This is a genomic window from Agarivorans aestuarii (assembly GCF_019670125.1).
Taxonomy (GTDB): Bacteria; Pseudomonadota; Gammaproteobacteria; order Enterobacterales; family Celerinatantimonadaceae; genus Agarivorans; species Agarivorans aestuarii.
On sequence record NZ_AP023033.1, the window covers coordinates 3,290,888 to 3,311,668 of the forward strand.

At 43.5% G+C, this 20,781-nt stretch carries 18 protein-coding genes; 9 read left to right on the forward strand and 9 right to left on the reverse strand.

Annotated elements, in window-relative coordinates:
- Window positions 1-38: 38 nt before the first annotated feature.
- From K5609_RS15310 to K5609_RS15330, 5 genes are all read right to left on the reverse strand, one after another.
- A complete protein-coding gene (locus K5609_RS15310) occupies window positions 39-2,831 on the reverse strand; it encodes a tetratricopeptide repeat protein (protein ID WP_221074400.1) in 2,793 nt (930 codons plus the stop codon).
- A 145-nt stretch (window positions 2,832-2,976) separates the two neighbouring features.
- Entirely contained in the window at window positions 2,977-3,732 is a 756-nt protein-coding gene (gene xdp1 / locus K5609_RS15315; RefSeq protein WP_221074401.1) for an exosortase-dependent surface protein XDP1, read from the reverse strand.
- A gap of 242 nt (window positions 3,733-3,974) precedes the next feature.
- Window positions 3,975-4,712, reverse strand: coding sequence for a ferredoxin--NADP reductase (locus tag K5609_RS15320; protein WP_221074402.1), 738 nt, complete (start codon window positions 4,710-4,712; stop codon window positions 3,975-3,977).
- 25 nt (window positions 4,713-4,737) lie between these two features.
- Window positions 4,738-5,277 (reverse strand): lipocalin family protein, encoded by a 540-nt coding sequence (locus tag K5609_RS15325; protein WP_221074403.1) that lies wholly within the window; start codon window positions 5,275-5,277, stop codon window positions 4,738-4,740.
- A gap of 32 nt (window positions 5,278-5,309) precedes the next feature.
- Window positions 5,310-6,068, reverse strand: coding sequence for a sulfite exporter TauE/SafE family protein (locus K5609_RS15330; RefSeq protein ID WP_221074404.1), 759 nt, complete (start codon window positions 6,066-6,068; stop codon window positions 5,310-5,312).
- 154 nt (window positions 6,069-6,222) lie between these two features.
- On the opposite strand from K5609_RS15330, the gene lhgO reads away from it, so the two are divergent.
- From lhgO to K5609_RS15355, 5 genes are all read left to right on the forward strand, one after another.
- On the forward strand, window positions 6,223-7,428 hold the full coding sequence (lhgO, locus tag K5609_RS15335) for an L-2-hydroxyglutarate oxidase (RefSeq protein WP_221074405.1): 1,206 nt from the start codon (window positions 6,223-6,225) through the stop codon (window positions 7,426-7,428).
- Window positions 7,429-7,717: 289 nt separating this feature from the next.
- Window positions 7,718-8,191 carry a peroxiredoxin gene (locus K5609_RS15340; protein WP_221074406.1) on the forward strand — a complete coding sequence of 158 codons (474 nt, stop codon included), beginning with the start codon at window positions 7,718-7,720 and terminating at the stop codon, window positions 8,189-8,191.
- Window positions 8,192-8,307: 116 nt separating this feature from the next.
- Window positions 8,308-9,006, forward strand: coding sequence for a S1/P1 nuclease (locus K5609_RS15345; protein ID WP_221074407.1), 699 nt, complete (start codon window positions 8,308-8,310; stop codon window positions 9,004-9,006).
- Between the two features lie 72 nt (window positions 9,007-9,078).
- A complete protein-coding gene (locus K5609_RS15350; RefSeq protein ID WP_221074408.1) occupies window positions 9,079-10,038 on the forward strand; it encodes a YbgA family protein in 960 nt (319 codons plus the stop codon).
- Between the two features lie 210 nt (window positions 10,039-10,248).
- Window positions 10,249-11,223: a DUF4382 domain-containing protein gene (locus tag K5609_RS15355; protein ID WP_221074409.1), complete on the forward strand. Its 975-nt coding sequence runs from the start codon at window positions 10,249-10,251 to the stop codon at window positions 11,221-11,223.
- Window positions 11,224-11,305: 82 nt separating this feature from the next.
- On the opposite strand, the gene K5609_RS15360 is transcribed toward K5609_RS15355, so the two are convergent.
- A complete protein-coding gene (locus K5609_RS15360) occupies window positions 11,306-12,208 on the reverse strand; it encodes a carbohydrate kinase family protein (RefSeq protein WP_221074410.1) in 903 nt (300 codons plus the stop codon).
- A gap of 201 nt (window positions 12,209-12,409) precedes the next feature.
- On the opposite strand from K5609_RS15360, the gene sigZ reads away from it, so the two are divergent.
- The 4 genes from sigZ (at window position 12,410) to K5609_RS15380 (ending at window position 16,674) form a co-directional block, all read left to right on the forward strand.
- A complete protein-coding gene (gene sigZ / locus K5609_RS15365; protein ID WP_221074411.1) occupies window positions 12,410-12,949 on the forward strand; it encodes an RNA polymerase sigma factor SigZ in 540 nt (179 codons plus the stop codon).
- Window positions 12,950-13,021: 72 nt separating this feature from the next.
- Window positions 13,022-14,512, forward strand: coding sequence for a glutathione synthase (locus tag K5609_RS15370; RefSeq protein WP_221074412.1), 1,491 nt, complete (start codon window positions 13,022-13,024; stop codon window positions 14,510-14,512).
- Between the two features lie 186 nt (window positions 14,513-14,698).
- Window positions 14,699-15,757, forward strand: a complete 1,059-nt coding sequence (locus K5609_RS15375; RefSeq protein ID WP_246611869.1) for a MalY/PatB family protein — start codon at window positions 14,699-14,701, stop codon at window positions 15,755-15,757.
- 221 nt (window positions 15,758-15,978) lie between these two features.
- Complete coding sequence (locus tag K5609_RS15380) at window positions 15,979-16,674, forward strand: hypothetical protein (RefSeq protein ID WP_221074413.1); 696 nt, start codon at window positions 15,979-15,981, stop codon at window positions 16,672-16,674.
- Window positions 16,675-16,774: 100 nt separating this feature from the next.
- Here the strand turns inward: K5609_RS15380 and K5609_RS15385 are convergent, their stop codons facing one another.
- The 3 genes from K5609_RS15385 to K5609_RS15395 form a co-directional block, all read right to left on the reverse strand.
- Complete coding sequence (locus K5609_RS15385) at window positions 16,775-17,611, reverse strand: CvfB family protein (RefSeq protein ID WP_221074414.1); 837 nt, start codon at window positions 17,609-17,611, stop codon at window positions 16,775-16,777.
- A gap of 90 nt (window positions 17,612-17,701) precedes the next feature.
- A complete protein-coding gene (locus K5609_RS15390; protein WP_221074415.1) occupies window positions 17,702-19,618 on the reverse strand; it encodes a methyl-accepting chemotaxis protein in 1,917 nt (638 codons plus the stop codon).
- Between the two features lie 182 nt (window positions 19,619-19,800).
- Window positions 19,801-20,694, reverse strand: a complete 894-nt coding sequence (locus K5609_RS15395; RefSeq protein ID WP_221074416.1) for an AraC family transcriptional regulator — start codon at window positions 20,692-20,694, stop codon at window positions 19,801-19,803.
- Window positions 20,695-20,781: the final 87 nt, after the last annotated feature.

Below are 20,781 nucleotides of genomic sequence, written 5' to 3' on the forward strand. Positions count from 1 at the left end.
AGGCCACTTATGTGGCCTTTTTTATTCCTCCAAGGAGCTTAGCCTAAGCTCTCCAGTAATGCTTTAGTGTCTTCATACTCAGAGAACTGCTGATCTAACTCCACTGCTGCTTCTGCTTCCGCTTTAGCCTCGGCCTTACGCCCCAACTTACTAAGAGCAAATGCCAAGTGATAGCGAATTGCGGCATCTGATGCGTTCATTGTGTAGGCTTCTCGTAAGTAAACTAAACCCTGGTCAACATTGCCACGCTGTACTTCAATCCACCCAATAGTGTCCAAAATAGCGGCGTTTTTAGCACCCTGCTCTACTACCTGTGCGACAGTTTGATAAGCTTTATCTAAGTCTTGGCCGGAGTAGATATTTGCTAAATTATTCAAAATACCAGGATCTTGCTTTAATGCAGGTAAGGTCAACAAATCTTCATAGTGTTGTTGAGCTTTATTCAGCTGCTTATGGTGTAAATAGCTGTCTGCCAGAATACGTTTATGCCAAGCCAGCTCAGCAGCAGTTGTGACCAAACCTTCCATCTGTTGGTGAAAAGCATCATCGGCAATGTCTTGTTTGGCCAGTTGATACAAACGCACCACCGCTTCTCGATTGAATGCATTCAGCTCCACAGCTTTACTGTATTTTTGCTGCGCTTGTTCCTTTTGGCTTTTGCGCATCTGAATATCGCCTTGCAAGAGAAACAACTGGCTACTTTCACCAAATTTGTTGGCTAAATCTGCCACCGTCTTTTCCGCAGCTTCCAAGTCATTTTGTTCCAGTTCTATTTTAGTTAACAGGATCAAAGTTGACATATTTTCCGGTGCCAACTGGTGAGACTTCAATAAAGAACTCTTAGCATTTGCTAACTGCTTGGCTTGGGCTTGCATTCTGGCTAAGCCTATTAACTTATTTGGCTGCTCTTTCCAAATACTGTCCAATAAGCCTAAGGGGTAATCTGCGTCTTCATATCGCTCTAATCGAATAAGAATTTCTGCATAAACACTTAAGTAACGCTCATTCAAAATATACTCTCGATTTAGCTTCTCAACTTCGGCTAAGGCATTCGACCATTGTGCTGTTTGCATATATGTATCAAGTTTTAGCTCTCGCGCCTGGCGATTGTCTTGTTCGTATAACAAAACTTTATCAAGCTGTTCAGTCGCTTCTAGATAGCTTTTTTGCTCAAGGTGAATGCGAGCAGCCAAAAGGTGACTTGGCGTGTGCTGTTTGTTTACTGCTGACAAGGTGTCTAAGATTTGTAGCGCTTCTTTAGTGCTGCCCTGCGCTCTCAAGACCACCGCTTTGTTAAAGCTAGCGCCTACATTATTGGGATTGTTTGCTAACACTTCATCAAGATAACGCAGTGCCAATTCTGCCTGTTCTGTCTTGATGTAATAAGCAGCAATCAAGTTTTGAGCATTGGCATTGTTTATGTTTCTGGCAATTAAACTCTCAATTACCGGGCTAGCTTGGTCAAACTTGTTCAGTTCTAAAGCTAATTCGCCTTTCAACTGTAACCACTTTATCGGCGCGTTATCCTCGGTAAAAGGAAGCTCGTCCAACAAACTTAAGGCCCGCTCGGACTCTCCACTCGCCCTAGCCAATTCGGCGTCCAAAATCACCATGTAATTAGAGTCACTATGGTAGGCACGAATTTGTTCGAAAGCTTGCTGGGCAGCTCGTAACCTACCGGAATCGATGTACAAATAAACCAATTGAACCGACAAAGCTAAGTCGCGAATAATGTAGTCAAAATGATCTTGCAAAAGTAGCTGCAGCTTGTAGGACTCGTTGTTGCGAAAATACAGTTTAGAAAGCATTCGGGTAGCCCCGAGATCACTTGGCTTTTGACGCAAGTACTGGCTCAAGTACTGTTGGGCTTTTTCGTCGTTTTCTAGAATAAATTCCGAAGCACCCTGAATGAACAGCAAGGTATTAGCGTCGGTTAGCTCGTCAGTTTCTGCCGCAGAAACCTTTTGGGATAAATCCGCTAAGGCCTGTTCTGCCATTTCGGTATTGTCTTCACCCGCAAACAAGGTTGCGCCAATTAATATTGCAGTTGGGTCATTGGGTGTTTGTTCTTGAATTTGCTTCAAGTAGCGCTTAGCTTGCTCTGTTTGATTAAGCTTAAGGTGAGTCATCACTAAGCTGCGCAAAATTTTGGGGTCTTGAGGGTCCAGCTTATAGGCAGTTTGATAATGTTCTAAGGCAAGTGTTAGGTTTTTCTGGTTCGCAGCCAAATCCCCTTTCAATAACCAAGTTCTCTCATTGTTCTTAGCTATTTGTAAGGAACGTTCTATCCATTGCTCAGCAAGTACATACTCTTTTTGTCTCAAATATAAAGTGGCCAAGGTATTCATAGCGCTAGGTTTATTTGGTATAAGCTTGGTTGCTTGCTCAAATTCACTACGTGCTAATTCGGGCTGAGATTTCTGTAAGTAAATTCGACCGCGCAATAACTTCCATTCAAATAGTGTAGGTTTTGAAAACTCGTTGATTCGCTCTTCAAAGGCCAGCAACTCGTTAGTTTTACCCTGCAACATCAGAATATTACCTAGAAGTGGCAATACCAAGTTAATGTCAGCGCCTAAAGCTAAGGCTTCTTCTAACTGCTTTTCAGCAGAGCCTAAGTTATTCGCGTTAAAGTATACTTTTGCGAGTAACAGTTTTGAGGAGAGATGTTCGGGGTTAGCTTTTAGTGCATTTTTTAAATGGATGAAGGCTTCATTCTCTTCTCCACTATGGAAAGCTTTAACTGCAAGTTCGTATTCATTAGCCTGCTGATCAGCAAAGCTAAGATTTGTGGCACACAGTAAACACAGGGCTACCAAAAATTTGTTCATTATCAAAGCTAATTCCTTGTTGCTTCAAGGGCTAGTCAATTAAGCCTTAAACAGTATCTAATGAACAGGTGGTAAAAAAAAGACAAAAAAATACGAAATACACAGTATTTCGTATTTTTGTTTATACAGGAAAAGGAAGTATTGCTTAAGCTTGGCGCTTTCTGCTGCGTAATGCGATTCCAAATAGGCCCGCTGCAAACATTAGTACAGTGCCTGGCTCAGGTACGCTTGTTACTGGTACTTGCGGGCTGTTAGTTGATACACCTGCCAGCTTAAAGCCATCATTGTTACTAGACCAACCCAAATTTCCGAAGACTGGGTTGTAAGCACCAATCAACCAATATTTTGAAGCCGCACTAGAGCTAATAGCTTGATAAGCAAAATCATCTGCATTGCTAACCTCTGCTTCAGTGGTCCAACCCAATCCGGCTAAATCAGCCCAGGTATTGTTGTACAAAGCAGGAGCGTCATTGCCAGAGTATGCTAATACTGATACATCAGCATGGCTTGATTGACTGTTAGTGCCATAGTCTTCGCTAGCCCAACCTAAGGTAAAGCCAGCTAGGTTAACTGCTTCATCAAAGCTTAGAAGCACCATGTCAAAGTCATTGCCATAGCTATCAATTGAGTGCTGAGGTGTACCGCTTTCATTATCGCGGTTGTAAGACATTAAACCCCAGCGGCTACTATAAGTTAGTTTAGTTGTTCTTAAGGTTGAATCTGCAGGACGCCCTGTATCAGACCAGCCTTGAACACTAAGGCCATCTAGGTCAAGCGTGTTGCCATAACCGTTACGGTTGCCACCGTTTAATGTGCCGTCATCAAAATCCCAAACTTGTTCAGCTGAGAACGCAGACAACGAAACCGCGCAACTTGCTACTAATAAAATTTGTTTAAACACAGTGCCCCCAAAATAGCAGTATGTATATCTTTAATATCACTAAGCAGATTAAAGCAAAAAGCAAGCCAAGATAAATAACTCTTTATATACAGCAACTTAAATAATATATTTAAATTATTATTGTCATATTGTAAAAAATACCGACAACAATTGCTGAGTTTTTGTGCTTATTGCTAATCAATGCATCAAATAAGTGACAAAACTTCTATACGAAAGAGTAACATTTGCGCTCAAAAAACACACTACCAATAGCGTTCTACCGTCACTTGTCCTGGCTTTCGTCGAAGGTTTTTCTTTAAGCCTTTATTCTCAAGTATGCTTTGAGCATCAGTGATCATTTGCGGATTGCCACACATGATCACCTGAGAGTCTTGTGCATTAAGACTAAGCCCTACTGCATCCTCTAGTTGATTCGCTTCCAGTGCAGCTGGGATCCTGGCCCTGAGCGCGCCGGCGCAATCTTCTCTGGTTACCATTGCTTGAAAGACAATTTTATCCGCTTGCTCCTTTAAGTACTTATCAATCAGCTCTTGATAAGCAATGTCCTTAGCTTTTCGTACACCGTAAACCAGCACAATTTTTTCGAACCGCTCCCAAGGCTCTGGAGTTTCTAACATTGAGAAAAATGGGCCTATTCCGGTGCCCGTGCCAATTAACCAAAGGTGCTTAGCCAGAGGGACTTCGTCTAGTACCATAAAACCTGCTGCTGCGGTTGAAACTTCAATGCTATCGCCAGCTTGCAACAAGTGTAGATTGGGTGACAGCAGCCCATCTTCCACCTTAATAGCCAGTATTTCTAAATAGCCTGTGTTGGGAGGGTTAACCAGCGAGTAAGCACGGGCAATACGCTTTTCGTCTCGCATTTCAGACAACTTGATAAACTGCCCCGCCACAAAAGGATCTATCTCTGCTTTAATGCGCAAGGAAAACAGTTCATCGTTCCAATCAATACGTTGAATTACTTTACCTTCAGTCCACATAGTTGCTCCTGTTGTAAAACGTCTTTCACTCTTTTGACGCTATCACATCACCGTGGTGTTCTACAAAAATCAGTTCACTAGTATCAAAGCCGAGTGCTTTAGCTTGATGTACTAAATCGGTACGAATGGCGTGTGATAGCTCGGGGCTTCTGGCCAACAACCACAAATAATCTCGGTTTGGCCCTGCCACTAGAGCATATTGATAGTCTTTTTCATCTAAAGCAAACACCACGTAAGCGCCGTAAAATGGCCTAAAAAAAGAAACTTTGAGATGAGCTACGTTTGGCTCGCCGACGAACTGCGCTACACCTTCTGCTTCAAACCATTGGTGGTCTTGCTCGGAAAAGCCTTTATTGAGAACCGATACTTTACCGTCATCACGCAGGGCATAAGTCGCGGTAACATGGCTCATGCCGCGTTCAAAAGAATGATCCAAGCGCGCTATTTCGTACCAAGTGCCTAAGTACTTATCTAGATTGAAATTCTGAACAGGTTCAATCCCTTCAGGCTTAGAACTGCAAGCACTCAATGCTAGCATAGCAATGATAATTAACACTTTTTGCATACAACCTTCCTTTCAGTTTGGCGCTTTAAACCCTAAAACCACAATGCGGCTACGCAGCCTACTAAGGTCATCACAAACAAAAACCACTTAAGTGTATTAGCGGCAGCTTTTATGGCAAATTTAACCGCGTAATGTGCGCCAATAATGTAACCTATGGCCAATACCAACCCCGGTAGCCATAACACTTGGTCCCGTGCAATAAACACCACCAAGGCCACACTAGTAAAGGCGATGGTACATACTAATTTAAGCGCGTTAGCCCTGACTAAATCGTAGCGCAAACTCCCAGCCAACGCGGCGACCAAAATAAACCCCACCCCAGCTTGTACAAAGCCGCCGTAAAAACCGGCGATAGCCAAACTCCATTTAGCCGAGGGAGTATCTTTCATTTTACGCGCTTCAGTTCCTGCCTCGGGAGCAACAACACTAGGTTTAATCAGCATTAATGCCGCCATCGCCAGCATGGCGCCAAGCAACAAATATTTAATGATCCATGAAGGAGCATAGGAGGCCGCTACTGCGCCAACCAAACCACCCACTAAGGTTGGCCATAAAATGGGAGCGACATCATCAGTATCCAATTTACCGTGTTTTTTGAAGCCCAATACCCCAGTTAAACACTGCAAAAAAATACCCACCCTATTAGTTGCATTTGCAACCTCTGCTGGAATCCCCATTACCATTAACGCAGGAAGTGTTAGATTCGATCCCCCTCCCGCCAAGGTATTGATAACTCCAGCAAATAATCCTACTGTGAGTAATAACAATCCATGATAAATTGTGAAATCCATTTAGCGCCTCATTAGCCCTTTGGTAAGTTTGACCTTATCACTGACGCAAGCTTTATTCAGTAGCAGATTTTTATCTTTAGTCTAAGCTGAGATTTTTCTATGCCAGAATTAAGCTTAACGTTATATGGATATAAGTAGTAAAAGGAATGGTTCAGTGAACTACGATTACAGCATTATTGGTGGAGGCATCGTAGGCCTTGCCAGCGCTTTAGAACTGATTAAGCGAAAACCTAGCGCCAAAATAGTGCTACTAGAAAAAGAATCCTCACTCGCCTTTCATCAAACAGGCCATAACAGCGGCGTAATTCATGCTGGCGTTTACTACCAGCCAGGCAGCCTAAAAGCCGAATTCTGTAAGCAGGGTTTATTAGACACCATCAGCTTTTGCCAACAGCACGACATTCCCTACTTGCAATGCGGCAAGCTACTCGTGGCCACCAATCAACAAGAATTGAGTGATATGCAGGCGCTCGCCACACGCTGTGAGCAGAATGGCATTGAGGTAAAACCGCTTAACGCCAAACAACTGCAGGAAATAGAACCTAACATCGTTGGCCTAGGTGCTTTGCAAGTAAAAGACACCGGCATCGTTAGTTACCCTCAAATCTGCCAAAAACTGGCCGAGTTATTTCAACAAGCGGGCGGCAAAATTTTGCTGTCTCACCAAGTGACAGGCTTGAGCGAACAAGCCGACAAGATATTGATCGATACGCAGCATGGTCAAATAAGTAGCCAATACCTTATAGCCTGTGGCGGGCTTATGGCAGATCGGCTATGCAGCATGCTTAAGCTAGATATCGACTTTCAAATTGTTCCTTATCGTGGCGAATACTATCAATTACAACCTCGTCATAACCAACTGATTAAACACCTTATCTATCCCATTCCTAATCCCGACTTACCGTTCTTAGGTGTTCACCTCACCAAGATGATTGATGGCAGCGTGACCGTTGGCCCCAATGCCGTGCAAGGCTGGTCAAGAGAGGGTTATAACAAGGGTTCCTTTAACCTTGCAGATACCAAAGAAATGCTCGGATTCAAGGGGTTCTGGAAGGTGGCTAAACAGCATTTTCGTAGCGGCCTTAGCGAAACTAAAGACTCCATGTTTAAATCTGGCTATTTGCAGCGGGTTAGAAAATATTGCCCTGGCTTAAATATTCATGACCTTCGCCCTTATCCTAGCGGCATTCGGGCTCAAGCAGTGTTAAGAGATGGAACCTTGGTTCACGACTTTTTATTTGCAAGCAGCCCGCGTAGCTTACACGTATGTAATGCGCCCTCGCCTGCGGCAACTTCTGCTTTTCCTATAAGTCGCTATATTTGCGACAAAGTGGAACAAGAGTTAGAGGCCAAAGCTTAGCGACTTAATCTAGTTAAAACGTCATTGCGCCTAATGTTGGCAATAAGAATCACCGAACAGGCAGCAGTATTGAGTCGATAACTAAACTCCACGGTACTTCAACAATCAGAATCAAGCGAGGCCGTTTACCCACTTAATAAGCGGCCTTTATTGCATTGCTGCTACCTGCCAAGAGTTACGCTCCGCCCACACCACAACTAATACCCGCTTGCGCTAAGCCCTATTCCACTCTAGGCTAAAACCTCCAACCAAGCGGTGATACCGTTTACTCATTACTAGGAAGTGCGAAATGATAGAAGTAGGACAAACAATCCCTGATGCTCCGCTGTCTGAGCTAAGTCAACAAGGGATGCAAAACCATACTAGCCACCAGCTTTTTGCTGGCAAAAAAGTGGTGCTATTTGCGGTGCCTGGCGCATTTACCCCTACTTGCTCCGAAGCTCACCTGCCGGGTTATGTGGTGCTTGCAGACGAAATAAAAGCCAAAGGCGTAGATCTTATAGCCTGTGTTTCGGTGAATGATGCCTTTGTTATGCAAGCTTGGGGCGAAACCCAAAATGCTGAGCATATTCAGATGCTAGCCGACGGAGATGCAAGCTTTACCAAAGCACTTGGCTTAGACATGGATACCGCTAGTTTTGGTGGCGTACGCTCCCAACGCTATGCGATGATTATTGATAACTTAACAGTCACTCAGCTAAACGTAGAACCGCCGAAAACCTTTGAGGTGAGCAAGGCCGAACACATCCTTAGTCAACTATAAACGTCTATAAGCCAGCAATGCTAAGTCGCCTAAATACTCTACATCTAGCCGCTCTGCGATTTAGTATTGTTTTGGTCTGCCTATTCTCTCTTTCACAAAGCTGTTTCGCCTTTGGCATGAAAGGGCATCAACTGATTGCTTTTTTAGCTCAGCAGCAGCTCGAGCCGCAAAGCCAACAACACATAGATCAAATACTTGATGGGAAAAGCATGTTGGTACTTGCAACATGGGCAGATTATGCAAGAAAACAAGATGCTTGGAAGCACACAGGTCCTTGGCACTATATTAATATTCCCAATGGGCAGTCACTTGAACAGAGCCAGAGAAACCCTAAAGGAGATGTACTCAGCCAACTGGAGTATTTTGAACAGCAGCTCAAACAAGCACACCTCAGCAAGCGGGAACGCCAACAAGCCCTAAAATTCTATATTCATTTTGTGGGTGATATTCATCAGCCCTTACATGTAGCTTATGCCAAAGATCGCGGCGGTAATAAAGTCAAAGTAAACTGGTTTGGAAAAACTACCAACCTGCACCGGGTGTGGGATAGCCAACTGCTTGATAGCAACAAGCTATCTTTAGGTGAATATGCTGAGCAACTTCAGCGCCGATACCCAAGCAACGACCCGCTTTATCACTATGATGAATGGTTGAATCAAAGCCGCGCCCTATTGCCTGCCATTTATCAACTTGGCGATAAAAACTTATCTAATGACTACGCAAATCAACATCGCCCCACCCTAGAGCTACAAATAGTTCGCGCCGGCCAGCGCTTGGCTAAAAAGCTAAATCAAATATTTAGTAGCAGTCCTTAAAACGGCTCCGTTGAAGTGATCCTATTTCGCTGAGCAACGTTATACTCTATATAACGCAAAGGAGCTGACAGCATGAATAAATTTTCTAGTGACAAAATTTCTGTAGGGATTAGTAGCTGCTTATTAGGCGAAGAAGTACGTTACGATGGAGGCCACAAACAATCTCGCTTTTGCCGCATAGAATTAGCCAAATATTTCGACTTTGAACCCACCTGCCCTGAAATGGCAATTGGTATGGGTACCCCTAGAAAAACTATTCGATTAGTTCAGCAAGACGACATTATTAGCTTGCAAGCCAGTGATGGCAGCTTTGATGTGACCGAAAAGATGCAAGAATATGCAAAACGCCGCTTGCCTCAACTAGCCCACCATAGCGGTTACGTGGTATGTGCCAAATCGCCCAGCTGTGGCATGGAAAGGGTCAGCGTATATTCACCAGCTAAAAACAATGCTACCAAAGATGGCGTAGGCACTTTTACCGCAGAGTTAATTAAGGCTTATCCCTTACTGCCTATTGAGGAAGATGGTCGTCTCAACGACCCAATTCTGCGCGAGAACTTCGTCAATCGTGTATTTGCTTATCACCAATGGAAAACGCTTGAGCATGAAGGCTTTACCGTAGCAAAAGTGCAAGACTTCCACGCCAAATATAAGTACTTATTAATGGCGCATCACCCAGCCAAATACCGCGAGCTTGGCCCTCTTTTAGCCAATATTAAAGGCAATGATGATAGCCAAGGTTTCGCTAGCTATATCGAAGGCTTCATGGGCATTTTGAAGCACAACTGCAGCCGCAAAAACCACTGTAATGTATTGCAACACTTGCAGGGCTATTTCAAACGCGAAATTACCGCCCAGCAGCGTGAAGAATTAGCCAAGCGCATTCATGAATACCGCGAAGGTTTATTGCCTTTGCTAGTGCCTATTAGCCTTATTCAGCATTATTTGCGTGAGCACCCTAATCACTACGTTGCCAAGCAAGCTTACTTGGCCCCTCACCCCAACGAACTAAAGCTGCGCTACAGTTTATAAGGTTTCCTTACTGCAATTGTTTGCCCAATCATTACTGATTGGGCTTTTTTAGCTAACCCAATCAATACAAGACTCAATTTACATATTGTTACTCATTGCCAGTAAATACTGTGCTAAATTAGCGGAATTCGCCATAAAAACTATACTAGAAGGCGAAATACTAAAACTAGACGACGCAAAATTTAGACTAAACGCTAACAAGAGAAAAATATGCATAAATTATTTAAGTTATCACTAATTGCTTCGCTAACCCTTGGACTTACCGCCTGTGGCAGCGATGACTCCAGCAGCCAACCCTCTACAGCATTGGTATCCTTTTCCATCGCCGACGCACCTGTCGATAGCGCCCAAGAGGTAAATGTAAGCTACGCTTCATTAACCTTACAGCGCGCTGACCAAGATGATATTGAGCTGCCGATTGAAGACGAAAATGGTAACCCTATATCTATCAATCTACTTGACTATCAAAATGGTGATAGCTTACTGGTGTTAAGTGATGCAGAGTTGCCAGTTGGTGAATACAGTGAGCTAATCATAAATACTTATGAGTGCCCGCAAAATCAAAACGGCGATACTCAGTATTGCAACGTAGTAGAAGATTCAAACGCGGTATTACCTCTTAAAACCCCCAGTAATAAACTCCGCTTAGGTGGCTTTACAGTAACCACCGAGGGAACGCAGGCCTATACTATCGACTTCAATTTAAGAAAATCTTTAGTGAGCACCGCTGGTGGCGCTAGCTACAACTTAAAACCTCATGGCGTAACTATTATCGACAATACCACGGTTGGCAGCGTCTCGGGCACCGTAGACCCGAATCTTCTCTCCGCTGGTGAATGTGCCGCTGACACAGGTAATGTTGTTTACCTTTACACAAGTCCTATAGCTGAAGAGTCGCTGCTAGGTGATGAGTTTGATCCAGAAATAGACACCGAGGTTCCCGCTAATGTCGTTCAGCCTTACGCTTCGAAAATGGTTCAACTAGATAGTGAAACAGGAGAATACGCTTACAGTTTTGCTCACTTACCCGCTGCAGATTATTTATTGGCATTTAGTTGTAGTGCCATAGATGATGATCCAGAAATTTATGATGCTGTAATGATTGCAGACCCAAGTGAGCAGCAGGCCACTATCTCTGTAGTATCAGGCGAAACAGCAGAGTATAACTTTGTAGAAAACATCTAAACCCCAAGAAATGCACTTATAAGCTTCACCGAGGCTTGTAAGTGCACCGCAATTTAGCGACTGACCTCCAATAAGCTTTAAACTACTGGGTTGAGATTAACTCTTCTAATTGCTGATGGCTTAAAAAGCCGCAAGCAGCACCTGCTTCACCTATTTTGTAAGAGGCAAAAGTTATTGCCCGCTGCAACGCTTGTTCAGCATCCTTGTTAGCTACATAGTAATGTAAAAAGCATGAAAACAAGGCGTCTCCTGCTCCAATGGTATTCACAATTTTACGTGTGCTTATGGCCGAAAAATGTTGAATATGTCCAGACTGCTGGGTATACAACAGAGCGCCATTGCTGCCTAAACCCATTACAATTACTTGGTTTTGATAGCGCTCTACCAGCTGCCAGATGAACTGGTGATAATCTCCTTCTACCTGCTCATCACTGAGAAACAATACATCAGCCGCAGTTAGAAACTGTTGGTTGTACTCATCCTCAATACTCCCAAGCGTATGCACATCTGTGGCAATCAACTTTCCTGCTTGCTTGGCTTGATCCAGCATCGGTCGCGCGAAATTAATGTTACACATTACTACTGCATCAGCCTGCGACAGGCTGTGAATTAGTAGCGGAGATGAATAACTGAGTTGCTGTATATCTTTAAGATCAACATGAATTTGCCGCTGCCCTTGTGGATCATACAAAATCACTGACTGCGGCGTACTTTGCATGCTCATATCTAAACAGGCATTTATTCGCGGTATTTTTGCTAGTGCTTGCTGTACTTGAACCCCGGCCATATCCGGCGCTAACAGGGTACATAAGTCTACTTCATCACCCAAGATTGCTAGGGCTTTAGCCACATTGTATGCCACCCCGGAGACACCGCTCTGAATGCCGTCAAAGGGATAAGTCACTGGGTAATAGTGTTGGGGAAAGCCTTCTATTTTAAGTGTGGTTTCTATATTCACTAAACCCGCAACTAGAATATGTGCCATAAAGCTAACTCATTGAATATGCATGATGAATAACGCTAACACATCAATAAGCAACAACAAGCTTAAATGCTCGATAGAGCGACCCGCGTATTTTTTATTGCCTGCAGGCTTAATAAAAATCAGAAAGTTTTGCGTCTTTTAGTGAATTGCTTAGTCTTACTAAAAGTAATCAAAGATTTTAAACCTTGAGATCCTGTTTGTATGATATCTGAATGGCAAAACCACAAAGCCCAGCTTAGAAGCTATGTTAGCAAGCGGATAAATGACACTCACGCTGTCGATGACATCTTGCAAGATGTTTACATCAAGGCCAGTAGCAATTTGCATCAACTTAAGTCAAAGGGCAGCCTAAAAAGCTGGTTATACCGTATCGCCCATAACACCATTATGGATTTTTATCGCCAGCAGAAAGCTTATGAAGAATTGCCTGAAGACTTGGTCGCAGAAGATCACGATAGTGGTAACCTCGCTCGTAAAGAGTTAGCAGAGTGCCTGCGCCCTCTCATTGATGAACTGCCCGAAAAATACGGTACACCGCTTCGTTTAGCCGAGTTAGAAGGTTACTCACAACAACGTATCGCAGAACAGCTAGGTTTATCGCTCTCTGGCGCTAAAAGCCGAGTACAAAGAAGCCGAGTGAAATTTAGAGAACAAATGATGGCTTGCTGTGACTTTGAAGTAGGACAAGAGGGCATCACCGACTACTCACCAAAAAAGACAAGCTCATCAAGTAAATGTTAAATGCTGTTTGTCTGCAACAAAGCGGTTATCAAACAAGTTAATGCTCACTCCCACGAGTACTCTGGAGAATACATGCCCAATACAACGCGCCCTATTATTTCAGCTCAAATGATTCAAGAAATAACTGAATGGGCCCTTATGCATGGCGTAGCTTTTCGTCAAACTGATAACTCTGCCAGGCATTGTCCGTTTAGTATTGCGCCAATAACCATGCCGCGTGAAGTATTCGAACACTTGCGTAGAGCCACATCTCTTATTACAAGGCTAATTAACAATGTGTCAGAAGATCACGACTTTCTTCAGTCGTCGCTCGCTAAAGTGGCAAAAGCGGAGCCCTTTTTTGAACGTTTATTAGCCCTGCACCACCAAGCCCATGGTGACTCAACACATCGCTTATCACCTGCTAGAAAACCGTTGCTAATAATGCGTACCGACTTTATGGACGATCGACAACATGGCCCAAAAGTTATCGAATTTAATGGTATTGCTGCAGGCATGGCGCCGTTTGGCCAACGCGCAACAGAGCTACATGCTTTTATACAAAATCAATGGCCTCAGCTTTACCAAACCTACCTAGAAGATAAGCACGCCACACCAGCAGAAAACCAAGCCATTGAGCAGCTCGCCCTTGCGATCGCTAAAGCAGCCAACAGCATTAAAGCAAGCTTTGAATCACGTGCTCAAGCATCTTTAGACGGTTTAGCGAGTAAACCAACCTTCTTAATGGTGGTACAAGAAAATGAAGACAATGTGTACGACCAACACCTTCTGGAACTAGCTCTACAGAAACAAGGGATTCGCACCCTAAGGCGCACCTTCGAGCAACTTAGTACCCAATTATCCAGCGGCGATAATCAACGCCTACTGTTAAAGGACGTAGGCGCTATTGATGTGGTATATCTTAGAGCCGGTTACCAATACGCTGACTACTACTCAACAACACGCAGCGAAAGAGTTTGCTGCGAAACCCTTAGCCAAACTAGGCTATTTATCGAGCAACACAAAGTAGCCGTAAACGCCACGTTTAGCCAGCAACTCGCCACCAGTAAAACCATGCAAATGCTCCTAACAAGCATGCCAGCAGAAGACTATGCCCGCTGGGGGTTAAACCTAGAAGATGCCAAGCTAATCAAAAGTGTCTTGGCAGATATGAAGCCAATAAACCAAGCAACCATCGGCTGGTTTAATAGGCAGGCAGATAAGCAAGAATGGGTACTAAAAAACCAAGGAGAAGGTGGTGGACATTGCGTTTTTGGTGAAGAAATAGGTAATAAACTTCAACAGTTAGCCCCTCATGAGTATGACGCTTGGGCTTTAATGCAGCGCTTATATCCACACGAACGCGAAGTCCCCACCATCGCAGTGCGTAATAGCACTCAAACCCACGTCGACGATCTGGTGAGCGAGGTAGGCTTATTTAGTGCTTATTACGATGAAGAACCAGCAACACCGCTAAACGGATATGCTGGCTATCTTATTCGTAGTAAACCCGCGAGTGAGAACGAAGGCGGGATCCACAGCGGTAAAGGTATTTTAGATTCCTTGGTTTTAAGTGATGCATAAGCTAAAAACTTGCGTCTTTTTTGTTAAGGCTGCGTCCTAACACTATCAACCTAAATCGATGGAAAACTTAATGTTTCAAACCACCCCGAGCCACCAAGGTATTAGCGACAAATTTATTAAGCATGATAGTAAAATGCTAAAGCAAATTTATGGCAGCGACCAGCTGACACCTTATTGGATGCTGATATGGATTTCCCCATTGCCTATCCAATCAGCCAAGCTATGCAGCAATTAGTAAACCGTGAGCAATACTCTTACGAATTTGATTCAGAAACCGTATTTAAGGCGATTGCTCATTGGAATCAACAGCGCCACCGGCTTGACCTAAACCCCAAACATTTTGTGCAAGTTCCTGGGGTACTCAGTGCAATAGCATTGCTAATTCGCGACTTTACTCAAGAAGGCGACGGCGTATTAATTCAAACTCCGGTGTACCACCAATTTTGCCGTTTAATTGAATCTGCCGGGCGCAAAGCTGTGACTAGCCCGCTTAAGCTAGAGGGTGATCGTTACCTATTTGATTACCAAGATTTTGAGCAACAGCTAAGCAGCGGCGAAGTGCGCATGGTGTTGTTATGTAACCCTCATAATCCGGTAGGTAGAGTGTGGACTAAACAAGAGTTGCAACAGTTAGTTACCATTGCCAAAAAGTACCAGGTAATGATTATAAGTGATGAAGTTCATGCCGATATCGTGTTTGAAGGTGCAAGGTTCACCAGCATGGCCTCGTTAAACTACGACAACAGCCTCACCATTATTGGCTCCCCCGCTAAAAACTTTGGCTTAAATAGCATTGCTAATGGCTATATCTATAGTGATAACCAAGCCTTACGAGAAAAAATCAAAGCAAGCTCGGTGTCTATGTCACTCGACCACGGCAATGCATTTAGTTTGTATGCCACCATTGCAGCCTACCAGCATGGCAAAGAGTGGTTCGAAGAGTTTTTGGCTTATACCCAAGAAGTAAGAAACTGGATTATGGCATTTATGGCCAAGGAACTCCCCCAAGTTAAAGCCTTTCTACCCGAAGGTACCAATCAAATATGGTTTGATTTCTCCGGCTTAAACTTAGCCCCAGAGCAATTAAAAGAGCTATTAAGCCAGCATGCTAAACTCGCGCTAACACCCGGCACCTGGTTTGGTGAAATAAACGAAAATTATTATCGGATGAACTTTGCCTCACCGTTAGAAAAAGTCCAAGCGTCACTGCAGCAACTCAAAACATCAATTAGCCAATATCGCTAATCATTTAGATAAAGGCAGAGGCCGGCGATTAAAATTACCAAGCTCTGCCTTTATGATGACTAAATAGCCAAACTGGCAAACTGGCAAACTGGCAAACTGGCAAACTGGCAAACTGCTAGAGAGGAAAGCTCTGAGCGTTTAAATAGTATTTTCTTTTTAATTAATAGCTTAGTGGTAGCTTTATTCACATAAAAAAGACGCAAGCTCACTTAGGAATGAAAATGGAAGAAAGCAAACTCTTCAAAAAAATATGGCGATTTAATGCCATTGTAATTATGTTAGTTGGAATTGTAGGTCTAGCGCTAAGCCTATTCGCTGCCATTACAATCTACCAAGACATTACACGTGATAGAAACGTAAGAAACATTGTTAATATTGAAGAAACACAGGAAGATAAAGAAAAGTGGCGGCTAGGAAATCTAATAAGCATTAATGGATCTAGCGTAATAATGGTCCCACTCTATTCAGAGCAAAATATAAGCACAGCGTCATACAGCAAGTCGGCATCGTCAACCAGAAACTACCTCTTCATTAATGTAGAAACAAATAGTAAGTATTGGTTATTTGATAAAAATGACTACTTGATAACAAGCATTCATCAGTTACCAAATACCTCTTATTCAGAGCAAACCAAAGAAACTAAAGCCATTCTTTATTACGTGGTTAAGTCGGACACTAATAACAATAATTCGTTAACATCATCTGATCTAAAAACCGTAGCTATATCGAAGCCAAATGGCCAAGAGTACCTTGAATTACTAAAAGATATCGACTTTGTAAATGGATACAAAACTGTCGGCGAGCACTCTGTAATCATCGTATTTCAACGCGACAATATCGCTTATTCGGCAACTATTAATTTAGACAATTTAACAATCTCTAACGAGGAGCCATTGCCTAGCATGGAGCCCAAGTAGAACCCATCTTCGTATAAAAAAATACTTTTGCTCAACGCTATATGCCAGCTACAAAAAAGCCCGCTAAGTGCGGGCTTACCTGACTAATGAAAAACGCTCACTATTCTTTGTCGTTTAACACTATGCCAGTTTTACTAATGGTGATTAAACCTTCTTTATAAAGCTTACCAATGGCTTTTTTAAAGGTACCTTTACTTACACCAAAGATAGCAGAAATGGCTTGCGGGGTACTTTTATCACTCAACGCCAAGTAGCCTTGCTCTTCGCGAAGCTTAGCTAAAATGGTGTCGCCAATATCAATGGCTTTTTGTATGCCGATGGGCTCTAAACTTACGTCTAGCTTTTGGTCTTCTCGTACTTTTTGAATATAACCAGTACCTGCATAACCCGCGCGAATACGCTTAAACACTTGATCGTAATACACTACGCCCCAGTGCTTGTTATTTACCACTGCTTTGTAACCTAGCTCGGTACGCCCAGCGACCAATAACTCAACTTTGTCGCCACGCTTATACTTGTGGTCTGACTTATCGATGTAACGATCAAGCTTGTTGCTGGCGGTAATGCGTTGCTCGTTGTCTAAGTAGACATACACTACGTAATGACGATCAACTTCCATTGGCTGCTGTTGCTCACCAAAAGGTAAGAACAAATCTTTGTCTAGGCCCCAATCGAGGAAGATCCCCACATCATTAATGTCTTTTACCTGCAAGTTAGCGCACTCGCCAACTTGCACTAAAGGTTTCTGCAAGGTGGCCAGCAAGTTACCTTGGTTATCGCGGTAAACAAATACTTCGATTTGTTCGCCAATACTCAACTCAGCCGGGAGCTCTTTGCTCGGCAGCAAAATATCACCAAACTCGCCACCTTCTAGGTAGGCACCTAAGTCAGCCATTTCAATCACGGCTAGTTGATTAAGGCGTCCAATTTCTAGCATTTTCTCTCTCTTCTCACATTCGATAAGCTCAGCATGAGCTAATGCGCGAGTATAACATGCTAAAGTCAAGATGCGCTTGGCTTAATTGGCTTAGGCTGGTTTTAATGCGTTAACAATAGTAGAGACTTGCTGGCTTACATCCGATTCAATTTTAGTCGCTAATTTGTAGGCCGACTCTACTTGCGTTTTCACCGTGCTCATTTTGGAAGTGAAGCTACCTACATGCTCACTTTGTTCGCGAATATACTCACTGGCTTGATGGGCAACTTGGGCTGAGGTTTCAGCCTGCTCACGCACTTGATGAGTGGTTTCCATTAGCTTAGAAGAAATAGTCTGTTGGTGCTCACTGGCTTCTGCTATGCCACCAATGTTTGATTCTAGGCTAGTAGAGGATTGCTTTAACTGATTAAGAATACCAGTAATCTCTTCTAAAGAACTTTGGGTGCGCATTGACAGTGTTCTTACTTCATCGGCTACCACGGCAAAGCCGCGACCATGTTCTCCGGCGCGGGCTGATTCGATAGCAGCATTTAAGGCGAGTAAATTAGTTTGCTCAGCAATGCTGCGAATCACATCCAAAATTGCGCTTACGTCTGTCACTGCTGTTACCAAGGTCGCCAGTGATTCTCGCCCTTCGGTAACGGCGGTACTGGTGCGCTTGCTGGCATTCATTACCTGCTCTACATTTTGCTGCGATTCATTCATCGCGCTCTGGGTAGCGTTGGCATTGTGCTCTACGTCGCTAGATACCTGATTAAGCTGCTCTGTTAATGAACGCAGTTGTTCCATCAGCAATTGAGATTCAGCTACTTGGTGATCGGTTTGCTCTGAGGTTAAGTACACTTCACGTACCTGTTTAGTCACCGAATCGAGTGAATTAGATACAACAGATAACTGCTTGTTCTTAAGCTCTTCTAAGTCTTCTTGCTTGGCCAATAGCTGGTTGAAAAAGGTAGCAATTTCGCCGATCTCGGTATTATTTCGGCGTACTTTTAATCGCTCGATGCTGCCGTTTTCAACCAGTGAGGCAAAGCCATTTCGCAGTTCACGAAGCGGTTTTAATACGGTGCTTTGCATCACAACTTGCATTACGATGGCAATTAGCAAAATTAAGCCCGCAACACTGTATAGGGTGATTTTAACCGTTTGAGTAACCCCATCTCGCTGCTTAATAACACCCTGCTCTGCTTGAGATATTTGCTGGGTAAGTAACTCAATGTCGGCCGCTAATGCGCTGCGTAATACCATCCGTTGTTCGATTAAAGCATTAGTCGATTGCAGCTCCCTTGGGTAGCGCAGAGTTAAACTTACTAGTTCGCTCTTTATCTCTTCGGCTAAATCGACAGCTTCTTCAGGGTCGCCTAAAGCAAACTCATCAACTTCAACTTCGCTCATCACCCCCAGCAATGGTAAAGCATCAATTGCTTTTGCATGTTTGTTTACCCGCAAAAATGCATCGTCGTAAGCAGATTTGCTGTTGGCACTAGGGTCTGCAAAATAGCGACTTCGCTGCATCGACAAGTTAACTAAAGCATTAAGTAGTTCTGTACCTTGTTGAATATAGTCACGTGAACTGGCTGCTTGAGCGCTTAAGCCGTAGTCAACGGTACTGTCTGCCCAACCAAGCATTTCACGCTCTGCATTTATCAACAAGCCTTGCTCATTACCGCTGAGTTTGCCCAGTGCTAAATAACGATCTTGCAAGGCACTATGTAGCTGATTTAACAGCTCAGCCAAGCCAGGCAAATGCTGCTGATTGGAGCGCTCTACCAGTTCCAGCAGCAAACGCTCAGCTTCACTAAGCTCTAACGCATTACCGGTATTTAAGTAATTGTTTACCTTAGCCACCAGCTGGCTATTAAATTGAGATTTGAGAGATTGATAATTTTGTAGCTGCTGATTGGAGCTCGACAACTCAACTAAAGAAAAAAATAAGGCTGCAATTAACACCGCACTTACGGCAAATAATGCTATCGCAGATAGTCTAGAGAATCGTGATACTCGCATAAAAACTCCATTCGCAGATTAGCTAAAGCTAGCTCTGCGGCAATCCCTAACAGGCCTATTAGGCGCTAATTTGGGCGAAGATTTTATGACTAAAATATGACAATAATATTACATTGATAACTGTATTAAAAATAGCAAAGCATTTGATATATAAATGAAAACCAATAATTACAGCAACTTAACTACAATGTTATCGGTATACAAAGCTGTAACTCAAAGCGTTCATTTTGATCCATAAATTGACATCGAGAGTAGCGCACATAAGCGGGCGTATCTCCTAAACGATAACCGCTATTGGGCAGCCATTGCATATAAAATTTATGCAATATTGGTAACAAATCCCCATATTCTCCAGCGGCATGTAAGGTTGCATGCATGCCTTCGGGAATCGTTAAGGCACTAACTCCACCCCGACGCACTATTGGACCATCTACCGCTAAACAAGCGACATAGTGACAGAGCGGAGCCGGAACAATATCAGGATTAGAATGATACAAACCTAATAGCTTGTTTACTTGCCACTCCACACCTTGGCTATCAGCCCAAACATGCAGTTTTTCATAGGCTTGGCGAATAGAACGATCGTAGCCTTGGTGCCTCACATAAGCGACTGGTTGGGCAGGCAAGCGCTGCACCTTAACCTCAGGCATATGCAGCGCCTTGGCATTTAAGATTCGCTGTTGTAAGTCATCGCTCCAATGCTGCTGATAATTGGCTTGGCTAAACTGACTATATCCTTTGTCTCGCCACTGGCTAGGTGAACAAGCAAAGTGCTTTCTAAAGGCTTGAGAGAAAGATGCGGGAGACAGAAAACCACAACAGTGTGAGGCTTCTTGAATAGTTAGACCGGGCGAGAACATCAATAAATTAGCACAGCGTTCCAAGCGCGCCCTACGAATATATTCATTCACATTTTCTCCGGTAACCTGCTTAAAACAACGGTGAAAATGATGGGGCGAATAAGCAGCTACTTTGGCTAATAACTTGGCATTTAAAGGCTCAGCAATATGCTGATGAATATAATACAAAGCATCGTTGATTCGATTAACTCGCATTCCATCTGAGCTTAAAGACATTCAGTACCTTAAAGGCCTACCATCAATTCCTCAAAATAGCACATATGGATAAGTCATTGCACATAAACGCTAAAGCATCCCCGTAGT

Excerpts from the sequence above, each read along its gene's own strand:
- K5609_RS15355 (WP_221074409.1), top strand. The coding sequence starts at position 10,249 with ATGCATAAATTATTTAAGTTATCACTAATTGCTTCGCTAACCCTTGGA.
- sigZ (WP_221074411.1), top strand. The coding sequence starts at position 12,410 with ATGATATCTGAATGGCAAAACCACAAAGCCCAGCTTAGAAGCTATGTT.
- K5609_RS15385 (WP_221074414.1), bottom strand. The coding sequence starts at position 17,611 with ATGCTAGAAATTGGACGCCTTAATCAACTAGCCGTGATTGAAATGGCT.
- K5609_RS15330 (WP_221074404.1), bottom strand. The coding sequence starts at position 6,068 with ATGGATTTCACAATTTATCATGGATTGTTATTACTCACAGTAGGATTA.
- K5609_RS15390 (WP_221074415.1), bottom strand. The coding sequence starts at position 19,618 with ATGCGAGTATCACGATTCTCTAGACTATCTGCGATAGCATTATTTGCC.
- K5609_RS15360 (WP_221074410.1), bottom strand. The coding sequence starts at position 12,208 with ATGGCACATATTCTAGTTGCGGGTTTAGTGAATATAGAAACCACACTT.
- K5609_RS15350 (WP_221074408.1), top strand. The coding sequence starts at position 9,079 with ATGAATAAATTTTCTAGTGACAAAATTTCTGTAGGGATTAGTAGCTGC.
- K5609_RS15310 (WP_221074400.1), bottom strand. The coding sequence starts at position 2,831 with ATGAACAAATTTTTGGTAGCCCTGTGTTTACTGTGTGCCACAAATCTT.
- K5609_RS15345 (WP_221074407.1), top strand. The coding sequence starts at position 8,308 with ATGAAAGGGCATCAACTGATTGCTTTTTTAGCTCAGCAGCAGCTCGAG.
- K5609_RS15320 (WP_221074402.1), bottom strand. The coding sequence starts at position 4,712 with ATGTGGACTGAAGGTAAAGTAATTCAACGTATTGATTGGAACGATGAA.
- K5609_RS15375 (WP_246611869.1), top strand. The coding sequence starts at position 14,699 with ATGGATTTCCCCATTGCCTATCCAATCAGCCAAGCTATGCAGCAATTA.
- K5609_RS15395 (WP_221074416.1), bottom strand. The coding sequence starts at position 20,694 with ATGTCTTTAAGCTCAGATGGAATGCGAGTTAATCGAATCAACGATGCT.
- K5609_RS15380 (WP_221074413.1), top strand. The coding sequence starts at position 15,979 with ATGGAAGAAAGCAAACTCTTCAAAAAAATATGGCGATTTAATGCCATT.
- K5609_RS15325 (WP_221074403.1), bottom strand. The coding sequence starts at position 5,277 with ATGCAAAAAGTGTTAATTATCATTGCTATGCTAGCATTGAGTGCTTGC.
- K5609_RS15340 (WP_221074406.1), top strand. The coding sequence starts at position 7,718 with ATGATAGAAGTAGGACAAACAATCCCTGATGCTCCGCTGTCTGAGCTA.
- K5609_RS15370 (WP_221074412.1), top strand. The coding sequence starts at position 13,022 with ATGCCCAATACAACGCGCCCTATTATTTCAGCTCAAATGATTCAAGAA.